This window comes from Rhizobium sp. Leaf384, from assembly GCF_001424065.1.
Taxonomy (GTDB): Bacteria; Pseudomonadota; Alphaproteobacteria; order Rhizobiales; family Rhizobiaceae; genus Ferranicluibacter.
On the sequence record NZ_LMQE01000001.1, the window covers coordinates 123,880 to 137,805 of the forward strand.

Sequence of the window (13,926 nt, forward strand, 5' to 3'; positions counted from 1 at the left end):
GCCGGTCGGTAGAACCGAGCGATTCTCCGCGCATCGCTCCGCCTCTTTCTCTTTACAATCGGGCCGGACCTGGGCCACAGAAGACGCCAGACCAGCCGGACCATGTCGAGACCGGCACGGAGGTTCTTGCGGCGCGCCGCGCGCTGCATCTGACGAAGCAGGGGAAAAGACGATGACGGCGACCCGCACGGAAACAGATACATTCGGCCCGATCGAGGTCGAAAATGACCGCTATTGGGGCGCCCAGGCCCAGCGGTCGCTTGGCAACTTCAAGATCGGCTGGGAGAAGCAGCCGTTGTCCATCGTTCGCGCGCTCGGCATCGTCAAGCAGGCGGCGGCCCGCGCCAACATGGCGCTCGGACGCCTCGACCCCGCCGTCGGCGAACCGATCATCCGTGCTGCGCAGGAAGTGATCGACGGCAAGCTCAACGAGCATTTTCCGCTGGTCGTCTGGCAGACCGGTTCCGGCACGCAGTCGAACATGAATGCCAACGAGGTCATTTCGAATCGCGCCATCGAGCTGCTCGGTGGCGTCATGGGTTCCAAGAAGCCCGTTCATCCGAACGACCACGTCAATATGAGCCAGTCCTCGAACGATACGTTTCCGACGGCCATGCATATCGCCTGCGCCGAGCGCGTCGTCCACGACCTGCTTCCGGCGCTGAAGCATCTTCATGCGGCGCTGGACGCAAAGGTGAAGGCCTTCGATCACATCATCAAGATCGGTCGCACGCACACGCAGGACGCGACGCCGCTGACGCTTGGCCAGGAGTTCTCCGGTTATGCCGCGCAGGTGGCCTCTTCGATCAAGCGCATCGAAATGACCTTGCCGGGCCTGCAGGAGCTCGCTCAGGGCGGCACGGCCGTCGGCACCGGGCTGAATGCTCCGATCGGCTTTGCGGAAAAGGTTGCCGAAGAGATCGCATCGATCACCGGCATCGCCTTCACCTCGGCGCCGAACAAGTTCGAGGCGTTGGCGGCGCACGACTCCATGGTCTTCAGCCACGGCGCCATCAATGCGACGGCGGCGGCGCTCTTCAAGATCGCCAATGACATCCGGCTTCTCGGCTCCGGCCCGCGGTCCGGCCTCGGCGAACTGTCACTCCCGGAAAACGAGCCCGGTTCCTCGATCATGCCGGGCAAGGTCAACCCGACACAGTGCGAAGCGCTGACCCAGGTCTGCGTGCAGGTTTTCGGCAACCACGCCTCGCTGACCTTTGCCGGCAGCCAGGGGCACTTCGAGCTCAACGTCTACAACCCGCTGATGGCCTACAATTTCCTTCAGTCGGTCCAGCTGCTCGCCGATGCCGCCATTTCGTTCACCGACAACTGCGTCACGGGTATCGAGGCGCGGGAAGACAACATCAAGGCGGCGCTCGACCGCTCGCTGATGCTCGTGACGGCACTCGCTCCGAAGATCGGCTACGACAATGCCGCTAAGATCGCCAAGACGGCGCACAAGAACGGCACCACGCTGCGTGAGGAGGCCGTCGGTGGCGGCTATGTCACGAACGAAGAGTTCGATGCCGTCGTTCGCCCGGAGACGATGATCAGCCCTGCCTGACCGTCGCGCCGACCGGGAGGCACGGCAGGAGGACCCGTCGAGGGTCCAGCCGGCTTACGCGCACTGTTGACAACGTAAGGAACCCCGCTTCCCCGAAGCGGGGTTTTTGATGTGCCGCAGGCCCTCCGTTCGAATTCGCCTTAGAAAGCGTCTGCTAACTGTAGTTTCGCGCATTCATTAAACTTTCTCACATCATTTAAACCCTAGAGTAGGGTTATTGCAGGACGGATTTTCGCAAGGCCGGAAAACCGCGCCTGCGGACGCGCGTGATTGCAGGCCGTTGAGGTCATCGTCAGCGATGCCAAGGTCATTTCAGGGAGGGCGACGTGCAGCCTGCGACTTCACCCAAGGGACAAGCACCGGATATCGCTGCGCAGGTCACCTTCGCAATGCGGATCATGGGAATTGCTCCCATTCCGCGCAATTACGAACTCTATTACGAGGCCTATATCGGTTCCAATCCGCGGCTGACGAAGGAACTCGCCGGCCTTGGAAGCAAGGCGACACAGGAGGAGCTGGACGAGATCGGCGCTCGATACTTCGCGCATATCCACCATGCGGCCGGGGTCGAGCGTGCTCATAATCGTCTCGCGGCGCAGCTGAACGATCTCCTCGCGATGATGCGCGAGGAACAGTTTGCGCTGGAAAGTTACAACCGCGTTCTCGGCGAAGCGGCGATGAACATCAACAGCAAGAGTGCTGCCGGTGCAGAAATCCTGCGCAGCGCTGTGACGCTGCTGACGCAGGCCACCGAAGATACGATGACCCAAGGCAAGGAGCTGGTCGAGAACGTCTCGCTCAAGTCGGTGGAGATGGACGTCATCCGGCAGGAACTCGATGAGTACAAGCGCATTGCCAATACCGATTCCCTGACGCGTCTCGCCAACCGTCGAGCCTTCGACGAGAAATTGTCCGCGGTTTACAATTCCGATCAGATCCGCACCTATACGGGTCTCCTGATCTGCGACATCGATCACTTCAAGAAGGTCAACGACACCTTCGGCCATCCGGTGGGCGACAAGATTCTCGCCACGGTCGGCACGGTCATCCGTTCGAACCTGCGACGCGAGGCCTTCGTGGCGCGGACCGGCGGCGAGGAGTTTGCCATCATCCTCAACGACCAGACGGTCGAGGAGTGCGTCCAGATCGCAGACCGCATCCGTCTGGCGCTGGCCAATACGCCGTTCAAGAACTCGAAGACGGGCGTGAATTACGGTCCGATCACGCTGTCGATCGGCGTCTGCCAGGCATCTCTCGCCGATGATCCGGTCGACCTCTACAACAAGGCGGACGTTGCGCTCTATTGTGCAAAGAACGCCGGGCGCAACCGGACCACGCTGTTCGAAGAGGGCATGAAGAAGGACACGGGCCGTAACTGGCTTCTCTACCGCCGTTGACGGTTCTTAACCGTCGCGATCAGGCGACGGTCCCCTGTTGCTCGGCGAGGAGGCGGAGGCATTCGTCAAAGGCCACAAGGTCCGTATAGAGCGCATCAGGGGCCGCCCGGCCGACCACGAGCGCGCCGCCCCGTGCGGCGATACCGCCGTCGAGCATCAGATTATCGGCCATGTCGAAATTCTCGATCGAGATCCCGTCCGGCCCGCGGTGGCGTCCGTCCGTCGTCTCCCGGATGTCGCCGCCGTAATAGGCGGAGCAGCGATCGTAGTGGGATTGCGCGACATTGGTGTAGGCATAGACCAGCTTGCCCTGCGCGCACATGAAACCGACCTCGAATGCCGTGCCGACATCGGCGGCAACGCCGCGAAAGGGCGTGAGGTTGGCAATCACGGCATCGGCCGCCCGCATCATGCCCTCGTTGATCTGGCTGATCGCAAGGCCCATGCCGAACTTCGTCTCGGACGGCGGAATGGCAAGATCGCCCGGACTGAGCGGCTCGAAGCCTGCAGCGCGTGCGCGCGCGGCCTTCAGGTCGAGGATCTCCCGCGCATTGGGCAGAAACACCTCAGGACCGGCAAGATAGACTTTCAGGGGCATGATGCTTCCCGTTTTGCTCGAGTTACGGCGTCGGCGCATCCGCTTGCGCGTTCGCGCTTAGGACCTGGCCTTCAGCGTCACATACTCCCAGACGGCCACGATGACGAGGATGGCGAAGGAGATGATCAGCAGGACATGGGGCTCGACCACGAAGGCGAGCGGCGCGGCCAGGATGAACAGGCCGATACCGCCGAGATGCGAGACCGACAGACGCGGCGCGACCGAGCTTTTGATCCAGACATTGCCGGCGAGGAAGACGATGGGGCCGCCGATGATGGCGCTTGCCGTCTTCAGATCGATCGCGCCGTAAGGGTGCGCGAGAACGAATTCATCCGCAACCGCACAGAGGATGATCCCGGCCACGACCGGTATGTGGGCATAGGTGAAAATGGTGCGCGCGACTTCGCCCGGCGAGTCGTCGCTTTCGATCTGGGCAGCCGCCCGCTCCTGCCCAAACCGGAAGTAGATCCACCACATGGTGACGGTCGAACCGAAGCTGCTGAGAGCGAGCACGAAGACGAGCGGGGTCACGTCCATTTCGGCCAAGGTGCGGCCCGTAACGAGAATCGTTTCGCCGAGGCAGATGAGCACGAAGAGAGCGCAACGTTCGGCCATATGCGCGCCGAGAACATCCCAGTCGTCGAAATCGGAGCGACCCAGTCCGGGCACCCGGAAACCGACGGCAGGCGAGACGTATTCGATCGCAAGGGCTGCCATCCAGATGAAAAGCTGGGCCTCGCCGCCGATCAAGGCGCCGGCAATCCAGAAGACTCCGGACAGCATCAGCCAACAGGTGATCCGCACAAAATCGCGTGCATTGTCCGGGCTGTGACCATGGAGCGCGTAGACAGTAAAGAGAGACCGACCCACCTGCATGCCCACGTAGGACAGGGCAAACAGCAGCGCCTTGTCGCCGAAGGCATCATCGATGGCGGTGGAAAGCAGAAGCGCGCCGAACATGAGCGCGAACAGCATCGCGCGGACCGGCATGCGATCCGGATCGAGCCAATTTGTCACCCAGGTCGTGAAGATCCACACCCACCAGACGGCAAGGATCATCAGCAGCGCTTCCAGCGCGCCCAGCAGCGAGTAATGCCCGGCGAGCGTGTGCGACAGCTGGATCAACGAGAAAACAAAGACGAGATCGAAGAACAACTCGGGGAAGGCGACCTTGTCGTCTTCGCCCTCGCGCCGATCGCGCATCCTGCCGGCTCTATCGCGCAACGACTGGAAAAGCCGGCTCATCGACCACCCTCAGCCTGTCCGCCGCGCTCACGCCCTCGGTCGAGCCCCTTGGCGCCCAGCTCCTGCTCATAGGCGGCAAACAGGGCGGTGCCGTCGGTCGCAAGCGTCCGCAGGTAGGTCCAGGTGAAAATGCCCGTGTCGTGGCCGTCGTCGAACGCGATGCGGACCGCGTAATTTCCCGTCGGCGTCATCGCGGCGATGGCCACGTTGCGCTTGCCCGGAACGGTAATCTTCTGGCCCGGCCCGTGTCCCTGAACCTCGGCCGAGGGCGAGAGCACACGCAGCATCTCGGCGGGCAGGATACCCGCAAGCCCATCATTGAAGGTCACGGTCAGCGTTCTTCGATCCTTGGAGACCCGCAGCTCCTTCGGCCAGATGTCGCTCGTCATGTCCGTTCTCCGCGCGCATCTCGTCATGCGCCTGCTGCCGCTTGATTTTTTCGAGACCTAGCGCAGATTCACCTGCAAGGAAACCGACACGCTCGACGATCCCATGGCGTGAACAGAAACCGTCCCGTCCAAGCCGGCCTTGACGCATCCCGTCGCAGGCACGATGTTTGCACACAGGACGACGGAGACGCTTGTGAACACCATCATCATCGACAGACGCCCGATCGATCAGCGGGGCGCCGCGGCGCTTGCCGCTTCAGCCGCGCCGATGATCGACCCTTTCGGCCGGGCGGTCACGTATCTGCGCGTCTCCGTGACCGATCGCTGCGACTTCCGCTGCACCTATTGCATGGCGGAAAACATGAACTTCCTGCCGAAGAAGGATCTCCTGACGCTCGAAGAGCTAGAGCGCATCTGCTCGGCCTTCATCGAGAAGGGCGTGCGCAAGCTCCGCCTCACCGGCGGGGAACCGCTGGTGCGCAAGAACATCATGCACCTCGTGCGCGCACTCGGCAAAAAGATCGAGGAAGGGACGCTGGACGAGCTGACATTAACGACCAACGGTTCCCAGCTGGCGCGCTATGCGCAGGACCTCGCGGACGCCGGAGTCCGGCGCATCAATGTCTCGCTCGATACGCTCGACCCTGACAAGTTCCGGGAGATCACGCGGTGGGGCGACCTCTCCAAGGTGCTGGAAGGGATCGACGCCGCCCAGGCAGCGGGCATTCACGTCAAGATCAATGCCGTCGCCCTCAAGGGCTTCAATGATCTCGAGATCCCCGACATGATCCGCTGGGCGCATGGTCGGGGCATGGACCTGACACTGATCGAGACCATGCCGATGGGCGAGATCGAGGAGGATCGGACGGACCGCTACATGCCGCTGTCCGAAATGCGGGACCGGCTGTCGAAGATCTTCACCCTGACCGACAATGCCTATGCCACCGGCGGCCCTGCCCGCTACATGACCGTCGCGGAAACCGGAGGGCGGCTCGGCCTCATCACGCCGATGACCCACAATTTTTGCGAGAGCTGCAATCGCGTCCGGCTGACATGCACAGGCACGCTCTATATGTGCCTTGGTCAGAACGATGCTGCCGACCTTCGCGCCGCCGTCCGGGCCTCCGCCGAAGATGCCTACCTGTCTCAGGTGATCGACGAGGCGATCGGACGCAAGCCGAAGGGCCATGATTTCATCATTGACCGCACGCAGAACCGACCGGCGGTCGCGCGCCACATGAGCGTGACCGGCGGCTGAGATGACCGCCCGGACCCTCGACAGCCATGATTGCAGGATGGGCTGACCGATGCGCCCGGTTCACGCAGAAGACCTCCCGCGGACGGTCCTCGGGATGGTCCTTGCCGGCGGCTTGTCTAGCCGGATGGGGCGCGACAAGGCCGGCGTTCCCCTGGCCGGGACATCGCTGGCGGTGCTCGCTCTGGATCGTCTGCGACCGCAGGTCACTGCCCTCGCCTTCAATGGCAATCTGCCCCTACCTCTGCCGAGCCTCTCGACCGGCATTCTGACGGTTCCGGAAACGTCGCCCGGACAGTTTGGTCCGTTATCCGGCGTCCTCGCCGGGCTGCGTCTGGCCCAATCGATGGACGCTCCGCTGCTGGCCACCGTCCCCGTCGATGCACCTTTCTTTCCGAGCGACCTTGTCTTCAGGCTGCGCACAGCGCTCGAAGAGACACGCAGCATGATCGCGGTGGCGCGTTCGCGAGACGAACTGCATCCCGTCTTTGCGGTCTGGTCGTCCGCGCTGGCGCGCGATCTCACGCATTTCATCGCGACCGATGCCAAGCGCAGGGTCCGCACCTTCATCGAGCAACATCCGCATGTCGTGGTCGATTTCACCTCGGCGGGTGAAGCTCCTGGCGGGATCGACCCCTTTTCCAACATGAACAGCCCCGAGGATCTCGAGAGGATCGAACACATGCTGGCACGCGACGAAGCTGGACATCGATGAGCACACCCAAGATCTTCGGCATTGCCGGCTGGAAGAATTCCGGCAAGACGGGCCTGGCCGTCCGGCTCGTGACGGAACTCACGGCGCGGGGATATAAGATCTCGACCGTGAAGCACGCCCATCATGATTTCGACATCGACAAGATCGGCGCGGATAGCTGGCGGCACCGGGAGGCAGGGGCACATGAGGTGACGATCGTGTCGGGCACCCGCTTCGCCATCATGCACGAACTCCGCGGAGAAGCGGAGCCATCTTTCGAGGCGATCCTGGCACGGCTCGCTCCCTGCGATCTCGTCCTCGTCGAAGGCTACAAGCGTGAGCCGATCCCGAAAATCGAGGCGCGGCGGCTGGATGCGAAGAACCGCGAGCCGCTCGCACCCGGAGACGCCTATATTTGCGGCATCGCAGCCGATCATTCGGTTCCCGACACGACCCTCCCCGTCTTCGACCTCGACGACACCGCATCGATCGCCGACTTCGTGGAGATGACCTGCGGTCTCACAAGACGTTAAAAGGCGTTGCGTGAAAAAGGATTCACGCAACGCGCCTTAAGGTCTTGTTTTCATGCATGTCATTTCCCGAAACCGCTGCACGCTTTCGGGCGACATGCCTTAGGCCGATCCTTCAGTTGACCGTCGCGTTCGTGCCGTCCTCGTGGACGGCATCCAGCCGCACGAAGGCGTACCCCTTGGCCTTGAGCGCGAGAATGCCCGCCGCAACGCCTTCTCCCGCCGCGTGCGTCGGCTGGTTGATATGGGAAATGATCACATCGCCATCTCGCGCGCCGGCAATGCGGCGCGTGGCCATCTTCGCGCCCAGAAGGGACCCGTCGTCGCCATTGAGCGAATAACCCGCCACGTCGAAGCCGAGGGCCCGGATCTGGGCGATGGACGACGCGGTGTATTTTGCCGTCGCGCCGCGAAACCAGTGCGGCTGCGGCGCGCCATCTGCCACAAGCGCATGCGCGCCGCCCGACACTTCCGCCTCGACGGCCTCTGCCGACCCGGCGGACGCTATTCCGTAGACCGCCTGCGGTCGATCGATCGCGGGGACATGCATCGCACCATGATTCTCGAGCTCGAACAGATCGGGATGCGCCAGGAAGATCGCTAGCGTCGCAGCATTCCGCTTCAACCAGCGCTCCGTGATGAAGATCGTTGCCGGTATCCGATTGTCGACGAGGACAGACAGGATCCGCTGATCGGCAAGGCCCATGCAGGCGTCGAACGTCAACGCCACACGCGGCGTCTTGCCACCCGGAGCGACGTGGAGCCGCGGCTCCAGGAGACCGTCACGGGCCGCAGCCTGGGAGCCGAAGCCGAGGGCCGCCAGCAGCGGCAATAGATACAGAGCTTTCATGAGACGTCCAGACGGCAAGAACCCGGCGCGAGGCGCACCGGGTTCTTTATCATCAAGACGGCCAAGGTGGCAAAATAGGGGCGGCGGCCGGAAGCGAGCGCCGTCCCCTTCGTCAGCCTTTACTTCTGCGCGACGGGACGCACCAGCGGCGTGACGCGGCGGATGGTGACGCGACGGTTTTCCTGCTCGGCTTCCGACGTGCGGACCTTGAGGAAGCGTTCGCCATAGCCCTGCGTGACCAGGTTTTCCGGCGGGATCTCGTAGATATCCGTCAGAAGTGCGGCGACCGATTCGGCACGCTCATCGGAAAGGACGAGGTTGGACTGGTCGGAGCCGACGGCATCGGTATGACCTTCGATCAGGAAGGTCTCGCCGGGATCCTTGTCGATGACCTCCAGCATGGCGTCCGCCACCTTGCGCAGCGTCTTCGCCTGCGATGTCGGCACTTCTGCGCTTCCCGTGGCGAAGGTGATCGTATCCAGATCGATACGACGGACCTTGTCGCGGATACGCGCGGAGTTGCGGACCTCGTCCAGCGAATAGGTTCGCTCGACCCGCTCGACCGGCGGCTCTGCCAGGAAGTCGTAGTAATCGCGATCCGGCTCGGTCGACGTGTCGATGATATAGTCGCGGACCGGAACGGTCAGACGCATCGGCGGAAGATCCTCGCCGACGTCGTAGAGCGGCGGGCGCTTCTCTTCGTCGACCTCTGGCGCATAGACCATCAGGTATTCCTCGCCGTCACGGTTGATGCGTGTGCGCTGGATCACGTCGCCGTAGCGGTTGTAGATCGTCACGACGCGCATGCCGTTCGGGCGCTCGATCACCTCGCGGGTGCGGCCACGCGGCAGTTCCTCGTAGGAGGTCTCGCGTGCGTCGCGCCGCAGGCGCGGGCGATCGTCGCTCCGCACGACGATCTCGTCACCGAAATCGAGAACTGTGCGGTTGTTGCGCGTTTCCTCGATTCGCGGACGCTGACCGGTCAGAGCGTCGATCAGATCGCGGGCATCGAATTCCGGTGCCTGATCGATACGACGCCCGCGTTCGTTGATCGCGGCATTCAGCTCTTCACGATCCGGACGACGCTCGCGGTGCTCGGACTGCGCATCGGCATCCGTGCGCGGCGGCGGCTGGTTGTCGCGTTCCTCGCGAACCTGCTCGCGTTCGCGGCGACGCCGATCGCGCGAGTCTCCGTCGCGATTGTCGGCGTCCTTGTCACTGTCGAGCACGGCGGCACCATTCTCGACCGGGAGGACAACGGTCTCGTCGCTCTTGGACGGGTCGCGTGCCAGCTTCTCGCGTTCCTCGCGCGACCGCTTGTCGACGACAGGGCGATCGCGGTTTGCACCGTCGTCGCCTGCCTGATCGGCATTCGTGCCGGCGTCCTGCGCGTCACGCGGGCGCGCCGGATCGTCGGTCCCCTGACCTTCGGCTTCACGCTGCTTGCGGCGCTCGGCACGGAGACGGGCACGCTCCTCGTCGGTCATCTCGGCTGCAGCGGGCTGCTCGGCGGAATCGCCTGGCTTGGCCTGCTGCTCGCCATCCTGCTGACCCTGCAGGCGTTCGGCCTCGCGCTTGCGGATACGCTCTTCGCGCTGCCGCTTGCGTTCGGCGTCCTCGTCCGCCTTGGGTTGACCAGCCGCGTCGGAATCGCCAGTCTTCGCCGCGTCGTTCGCATCCGCGCCGGCTTTCTTCTGCTGCTCTTCGGTCTTCTGCTGCTCGGCATCCCGTTGCTTGCGGCGCTCTTCGCGGCTCTGACGCGGCGTAGCCTCGCCCGATGGCTCAGCCTGCGGCTGCTCGTCGCTCTGCTTCTGCTGCTCGGCATCCCGCTGCTTGCGGCGCTCTTCGCGGCTCGGACGCGGCGCATCCTCGCCCGATGACTGGGCCTGCGGCTGCTCGTCGTTCTGCTTCTGCTGCTCGGCATCCCGCTGCTTGCGGCGCTCTTCGCGGCTCGGACGCGGTGCATCCTCACCCGATGGCTGGGCCTGCGGCTGCTCGTCCGACGGGTTCTGCTGTTCGCTGTCGCGCTGCTTGCGACGCTCTTCGCGGCGGGGCTGCGCGTCCAGGCCGGAAGACGGCTCGGCCTCACGCTGCTTCTTTCCCTCGCCTTGCTGCTGGTCGGAGTCGCGATCCTTGCGACGTTCCTCCCGCTTCTGACGGCCTTCGCCGTTCTCCGACGGCTCTGCGCCGCCGTTCGGGGCGGACTCTTCCTGCCCTTCTACGGGTTTGCGCTTGCGAAGAAGCTCGTCTTCATCGGCCTGGGCCAACTGGAAGGACTTGATCTGGGCGTCAGCCAAAGCTGGCTGCAGCCCGACGGTCATGGCGAGCAAAGGCATGGCTACCGTTGCGAAAAGCTTGGATCGAATGGTCATGGTGTCTCCTCCTGCGAGAGATCCCGTTCTTGTTCTTGTGTCCGATGCCGAACATTCGGACCGGCATAACGTCGAACGCCGCGTATCGGCCGGTCGCAACTCATGCTGCGATCCAGAGGCGGAGCGGTAGCAACAAGCGCATGAATTGGCGATGAATGCCGCGTTCATCGGCGGACATAGGCTTTCCGCATCCGACCGCCAGAGCCGGCTCACGCTTTTCTCTGCGGCTGCTTTTTCCTGTTGCATTTGCGAACGGGTGACGGAATATCGCAGCCGAAGCGACCGTTTGCCGTCGCTTGCGAATGTCCCGGAACACCAAAAAGAAGCCGGGACTGCGCCAACAGAGAGGATCGACATGCCTATCGCCAAACGTTTCACCATGGCTGCCGCTGCAGCCGTTTTCGTCCTCACCGCGAGTACGGCTCTTGCCGCGGGCGAGAAGATCACCATCGGCACCGAAGGCGCCTATCCGCCCTTCAACGTTCTGGAATCCGACGGCTCGCTGACGGGCTTCGACATCGACATCGCCAAGGCGCTCTGCGTCGAGATGAAGGCCGAATGCACCTTCGTTACCCAGGATTGGGACGGCGCCATTCCCGCCCTGATCGCCAAGAAATACGACGCCTTCATCGCCTCGATGTCGATCACGGCCGAGCGTAAGCAGAAGGTGGACTTCACCGAGAAGTACTACAACACGCCGCCGGCCATCGCCGTGCCGAAGGACAGCCCGATCACCGAAGCGACCGAAGCCGGCCTTGACGGCAAGACGCTCGGCGCGCAGGCCTCCACGACCCATTCCAACTATGCCGAAGCGCATATGAAGAAGGCCGAGCTCAAGCTCTACCCGACGTCCGACGAGTACAAGCTCGACATTGTCAACGGCCGCATCGATGCCGTGATCGACGACGTCGTCGTGCTCTCGGAATGGCTGAAGACCACGGATGGCGATTGCTGCAAGCTGCTCGGCACGCTGCCGGTCGATCCGGTCATCAATGGCGAAGGCGCCGGCATTGCGCTGCGCAAGGGTGACAACGAGCTGCGCGAAAAGTTCAACGCCGCGATCAAGGCGATCCGCGCCAACGGGAAGTACAAGGAAATTAACGACAAGTACTTCGCTTTCGACGTCTACGGCGGCTAAGCCCGGTCCTTGCCGAAATCCTGCGGCGGGAGCTTGCCCTCCCGCCGTTTTTGTTTGACAACAACGACGTAAGCAAGAAGCGCCCAACAAGGAGCGCCTCAAGGGGACGATCAGACAATGAGCGGAATCATGGCCGCGCTTTCATCCGCCGTGTCATGGCTCGGCGCCACGCTGGACCCGTGGTGCGGACCTCTCGGCATCTTTCGGATCCTCGCCGGCAACACGCTGCTGGCGTGCGGAGATGCAGGCTGGGGCGACGAGATCGGTTATGGCTTTCTCATCACGGCGTCCCTGGCAATCGCCACGCTGCCCTTCGGACTGATGCTCGGCTTTTGCGTGGCTCTCGGCAAGCAGTCGAGCGAGCGATCGCTCCGCTTGTCCTCGGACATCTACACGACGATCTTCCGAGGCCTGCCGGAGCTGTTGACCCTCTTCATCGTCTATTACGGCCTCCAGATCGTGGTGCAGCAGGTGCTCGCCGGCGTCGGCTACGCGGGTCCGGTCGAAATCAACGCCTTTTTCGCCGGAATGGTCGCACTTGCCGTGGTCTTCTCGGCCTACTGTTCCGAAGTTCTGCAATCCGCCTTTAAGGCGATCCCCAAGGGCCAGTACGAGGCCGGCGATGCGCTCGGGTTCAGCCGCGGAAAGACCATGCGCCTGATCGTGCTGCCCCAGTTGTTTCGGATCGCCCTGCCCGGCCTCGGCAATCTCTGGATGGCGCTCCTGAAGGACACTGCTCTCGTTTCCGTCATCGGACTGCCCGACATCCTGCGCCAGACGGGCGTGGCCGCCCGGGTGACCAAGCAGGCGTTCGAGTTCTTCGGACTTGCCTGCATTCTCTTCCTGCTGCTCGCCGCAGCATCGTCCGTCGTCTTCTCGGCGCTCGAGCGCTGGGCGCGTCGTTCGGAGATGGCCCGATGAGCACCACGCCTCCGCTTCCGCCCGCAGGCGCCCCGCCGGCCCTCGACACAGATCTTTCGCTGCCCGACGCCCGCTCCGTCCAGGCCTATGTCTCGACGGATCTGATCGCGCCGCAACCGGCGCCGCGCGAAGACAGCCGCCCCTACACGCTGTCGCGTTTCTTCGGACGCGCTCTTCTCGGTGTCTGGCTGGCCGTTTTCGTCGGTCTCGGCATGCTGGTCGTCGGTGGCTTTGATCTCGAAAAATTCCAGCGTTACGGACCGGCCTATATCTCCGGCCTCGGCGTGACACTCGGCCTCGTCTCGACCTCCATCGTCCTTGGCGCGCTTCTGTCCCTGCCGGTGGCGCTGGGTCGCATGTCCAGAAACAAGATCGCGAACTGGCTGGCCTATATCTACATCTACTTCTTTCGCGGCACGCCCCTGATCATGCAGCTCTTTCTGATCTACTACGGTCTTGGCAGCTTTCGGCCGCAACTGACGGAGATCGGGCTGTGGTGGTTTTTCCGCGAGGCCTGGTACTGTGCGCTCCTGACGTTCGTTTTGAACACGGCGGCCTATCAGGCGGAGATTCTGCGCGGCGCGATCAACAGCGTGCCCCGAGGCCAGCGCGAAGGCGCCGCCTCGCTCGGTCTCCCGCCCCGCATCGCCTTCTTCAAGGTCATCCTGCCGCAGGCGATGATTGTTGCGCTCAGACCCTATGGCAACGAGATCATCCTGATGATCAAGGCGTCCGCCATCGTGGCCATCGTGACGGTGTTCGACCTCATGGGCGAAACCCGTCGCGCCTTCTCGCGGACGTTCGACTACCAGACCTATCTCTGGGCGGCGATCTTCTACCTCATCATGGTGGAGGCCCTCCGGAACCTCTGGGCTTGGCTGGAAAAGCGTTTGACCCGCCACCTGAAACGCTAGCAGCAGCTCTTGGCAGCACTCATGCCTATATGCTGCCAAGCTCCTGGAATGTAACAATA

General features: G+C 63.1%; 13 protein-coding genes. 8 read left to right on the forward strand and 5 right to left on the reverse strand.

Annotated elements, in window-relative coordinates:
• The first annotated feature begins 172 nt into the window (after positions 1-172).
• Together fumC and ASG25_RS00600 are read left to right on the forward strand one after the other, a co-directional pair.
• A complete protein-coding gene (fumC, locus tag ASG25_RS00595; protein WP_062468090.1) occupies positions 173-1,564 on the forward strand; it encodes a class II fumarate hydratase in 1,392 nt (463 codons plus the stop codon).
• 326 nt (positions 1,565-1,890) lie between these two features.
• Positions 1,891-2,961, forward strand: a complete 1,071-nt coding sequence (locus tag ASG25_RS00600) for a GGDEF domain-containing protein (RefSeq protein WP_062468092.1) — start codon at positions 1,891-1,893, stop codon at positions 2,959-2,961.
• Positions 2,962-2,980: 19 nt separating this feature from the next.
• Here ASG25_RS00600 and ASG25_RS00605 read toward each other — a convergent pair whose 3' ends face one another.
• From ASG25_RS00605 to ASG25_RS00615, 3 genes are read right to left on the reverse strand one after another with little or no spacing between them, the layout of a single operon-like run.
• Entirely contained in the window at positions 2,981-3,559 is a 579-nt protein-coding gene (locus ASG25_RS00605) for a nucleoside 2-deoxyribosyltransferase (RefSeq protein WP_062468094.1), read from the reverse strand.
• A 57-nt stretch (positions 3,560-3,616) separates the two neighbouring features.
• A complete protein-coding gene (locus tag ASG25_RS00610) occupies positions 3,617-4,762 on the reverse strand; it encodes a low temperature requirement protein A (RefSeq protein ID WP_062468096.1) in 1,146 nt (381 codons plus the stop codon).
• Between the two features lie 38 nt (positions 4,763-4,800).
• Positions 4,801-5,193 (reverse strand): DUF971 domain-containing protein, encoded by a 393-nt coding sequence (locus tag ASG25_RS00615; RefSeq protein WP_062468097.1) that lies wholly within the window; start codon positions 5,191-5,193, stop codon positions 4,801-4,803.
• A gap of 208 nt (positions 5,194-5,401) precedes the next feature.
• On the opposite strand from ASG25_RS00615, the gene moaA reads away from it, so the two are divergent.
• Genes moaA through mobB form a run of 3 tightly spaced genes read left to right on the forward strand, consistent with a single transcriptional unit; the run spans position 5,402 to position 7,675 of the window.
• Positions 5,402-6,451 (forward strand): GTP 3',8-cyclase MoaA, encoded by a 1,050-nt coding sequence (moaA, locus tag ASG25_RS00620; RefSeq protein ID WP_200934725.1) that lies wholly within the window; start codon positions 5,402-5,404, stop codon positions 6,449-6,451.
• Positions 6,452-6,500: 49 nt separating this feature from the next.
• On the forward strand, positions 6,501-7,163 hold the full coding sequence (gene mobA, locus ASG25_RS00625) for a molybdenum cofactor guanylyltransferase MobA (RefSeq protein WP_062468099.1): 663 nt from the start codon (positions 6,501-6,503) through the stop codon (positions 7,161-7,163).
• Positions 7,160-7,675 (forward strand): molybdopterin-guanine dinucleotide biosynthesis protein B, encoded by a 516-nt coding sequence (mobB, locus tag ASG25_RS00630; RefSeq protein WP_062468100.1) that lies wholly within the window; start codon positions 7,160-7,162, stop codon positions 7,673-7,675. The genes mobA and mobB overlap by 4 nt, the downstream gene beginning before the upstream one ends.
• A 112-nt stretch (positions 7,676-7,787) precedes the next feature.
• Here mobB and ASG25_RS00635 read toward each other — a convergent pair whose 3' ends face one another.
• Both ASG25_RS00635 and ASG25_RS00640 read right to left on the reverse strand, forming a co-directional pair.
• Positions 7,788-8,522: a polysaccharide deacetylase family protein gene (locus ASG25_RS00635; protein WP_062468102.1), complete on the reverse strand. Its 735-nt coding sequence runs from the start codon at positions 8,520-8,522 to the stop codon at positions 7,788-7,790.
• A gap of 119 nt (positions 8,523-8,641) precedes the next feature.
• Positions 8,642-10,894 (reverse strand): OmpA family protein, encoded by a 2,253-nt coding sequence (locus ASG25_RS00640; protein WP_062468104.1) that lies wholly within the window; start codon positions 10,892-10,894, stop codon positions 8,642-8,644.
• A 355-nt stretch (positions 10,895-11,249) separates the two neighbouring features.
• Here ASG25_RS00640 and ASG25_RS00645 point away from each other — a divergent pair, with 355 nt between their 5' ends.
• From ASG25_RS00645 to ASG25_RS00655, 3 genes are all read left to right on the forward strand, one after another.
• The gene (locus tag ASG25_RS00645) at positions 11,250-12,032 is read left to right on the forward strand and encodes an ABC transporter substrate-binding protein (protein ID WP_062471795.1); all 783 of its coding nucleotides are present in this window, start codon (positions 11,250-11,252) and stop codon (positions 12,030-12,032) included.
• 117 nt (positions 12,033-12,149) lie between these two features.
• Positions 12,150-12,953, forward strand: a complete 804-nt coding sequence (locus tag ASG25_RS00650) for an ABC transporter permease (protein ID WP_062468106.1) — start codon at positions 12,150-12,152, stop codon at positions 12,951-12,953.
• Positions 12,950-13,867 carry an ABC transporter permease gene (locus ASG25_RS00655; RefSeq protein WP_082479787.1) on the forward strand — a complete coding sequence of 306 codons (918 nt, stop codon included), beginning with the start codon at positions 12,950-12,952 and terminating at the stop codon, positions 13,865-13,867. Before ASG25_RS00650 ends, ASG25_RS00655 begins: the two co-directional genes overlap by 4 nt.
• Positions 13,868-13,926: the final 59 nt, after the last annotated feature.

What these genes read in the sequence shown, in the direction of transcription:
- ASG25_RS00615 (WP_062468097.1), bottom strand. Translation starts at nt 5,193, where the DNA reads ATGACGAGCGACATCTGGCCGAAGGAGCTGCGGGTCTCCAAGGATCGA.
- ASG25_RS00635 (WP_062468102.1), bottom strand. Translation starts at nt 8,522, where the DNA reads ATGAAAGCTCTGTATCTATTGCCGCTGCTGGCGGCCCTCGGCTTCGGC.
- ASG25_RS00645 (WP_062471795.1), top strand. Translation starts at nt 11,250, where the DNA reads ATGCCTATCGCCAAACGTTTCACCATGGCTGCCGCTGCAGCCGTTTTC.
- mobB (WP_062468100.1), top strand. Translation starts at nt 7,160, where the DNA reads ATGAGCACACCCAAGATCTTCGGCATTGCCGGCTGGAAGAATTCCGGC.
- ASG25_RS00655 (WP_082479787.1), top strand. Translation starts at nt 12,950, where the DNA reads ATGAGCACCACGCCTCCGCTTCCGCCCGCAGGCGCCCCGCCGGCCCTC.
- ASG25_RS00610 (WP_062468096.1), bottom strand. Translation starts at nt 4,762, where the DNA reads ATGCGCGATCGGCGCGAGGGCGAAGACGACAAGGTCGCCTTCCCCGAG.
- ASG25_RS00605 (WP_062468094.1), bottom strand. Translation starts at nt 3,559, where the DNA reads ATGCCCCTGAAAGTCTATCTTGCCGGTCCTGAGGTGTTTCTGCCCAAT.
- ASG25_RS00650 (WP_062468106.1), top strand. Translation starts at nt 12,150, where the DNA reads ATGAGCGGAATCATGGCCGCGCTTTCATCCGCCGTGTCATGGCTCGGC.
- fumC (WP_062468090.1), top strand. Translation starts at nt 173, where the DNA reads ATGACGGCGACCCGCACGGAAACAGATACATTCGGCCCGATCGAGGTC.
- mobA (WP_062468099.1), top strand. Translation starts at nt 6,501, where the DNA reads ATGCGCCCGGTTCACGCAGAAGACCTCCCGCGGACGGTCCTCGGGATG.
- ASG25_RS00640 (WP_062468104.1), bottom strand. Translation starts at nt 10,894, where the DNA reads ATGACCATTCGATCCAAGCTTTTCGCAACGGTAGCCATGCCTTTGCTC.